The organism is Streptomyces lothianensis, from assembly GCF_047779955.1.
GTDB lineage: Bacteria > Actinomycetota > Actinomycetes > Streptomycetales > Streptomycetaceae > Streptomyces.
In genome coordinates this window covers 1-210 of record NZ_JBLMKT010000189.1, presented here as the reverse complement: position 1 = coordinate 210, position 210 = coordinate 1, and the positions used below count along the sequence as shown (strand labels likewise).

The 210-nt window shown below is 70.5% G+C and carries 1 protein-coding gene; it reads left to right on the top strand.

Annotated features, from left to right (window positions below; all coding sequences use genetic code 11):
- The coding region (locus tag ACLF6P_RS30175; RefSeq protein ID WP_415954622.1) for an AMP-binding protein at nt 1-210 on the top strand (210 nt) is incomplete at both ends.

The following is a 210-nucleotide window of genomic DNA, read 5'->3' as shown; positions in this document are numbered from 1 at the left end:
CTCCGGCTCGACCGGCCGCCCCAAGGGCGTCGTCGTCACCCACACGGGCATCGCCTCGCTGGCCGCGGGACAGATCGAACGGTTCGGTGTGACCGCGGACAGCCGTGTGCTGCAGTTCGCTTCACCGAGCTTCGACGCCGCCGCGTCCGAGGTCTTCATGGCGCTGCTGTCGGGGGCGCGGCTGGTGCTCGCGACAGCCACCGAACTGAT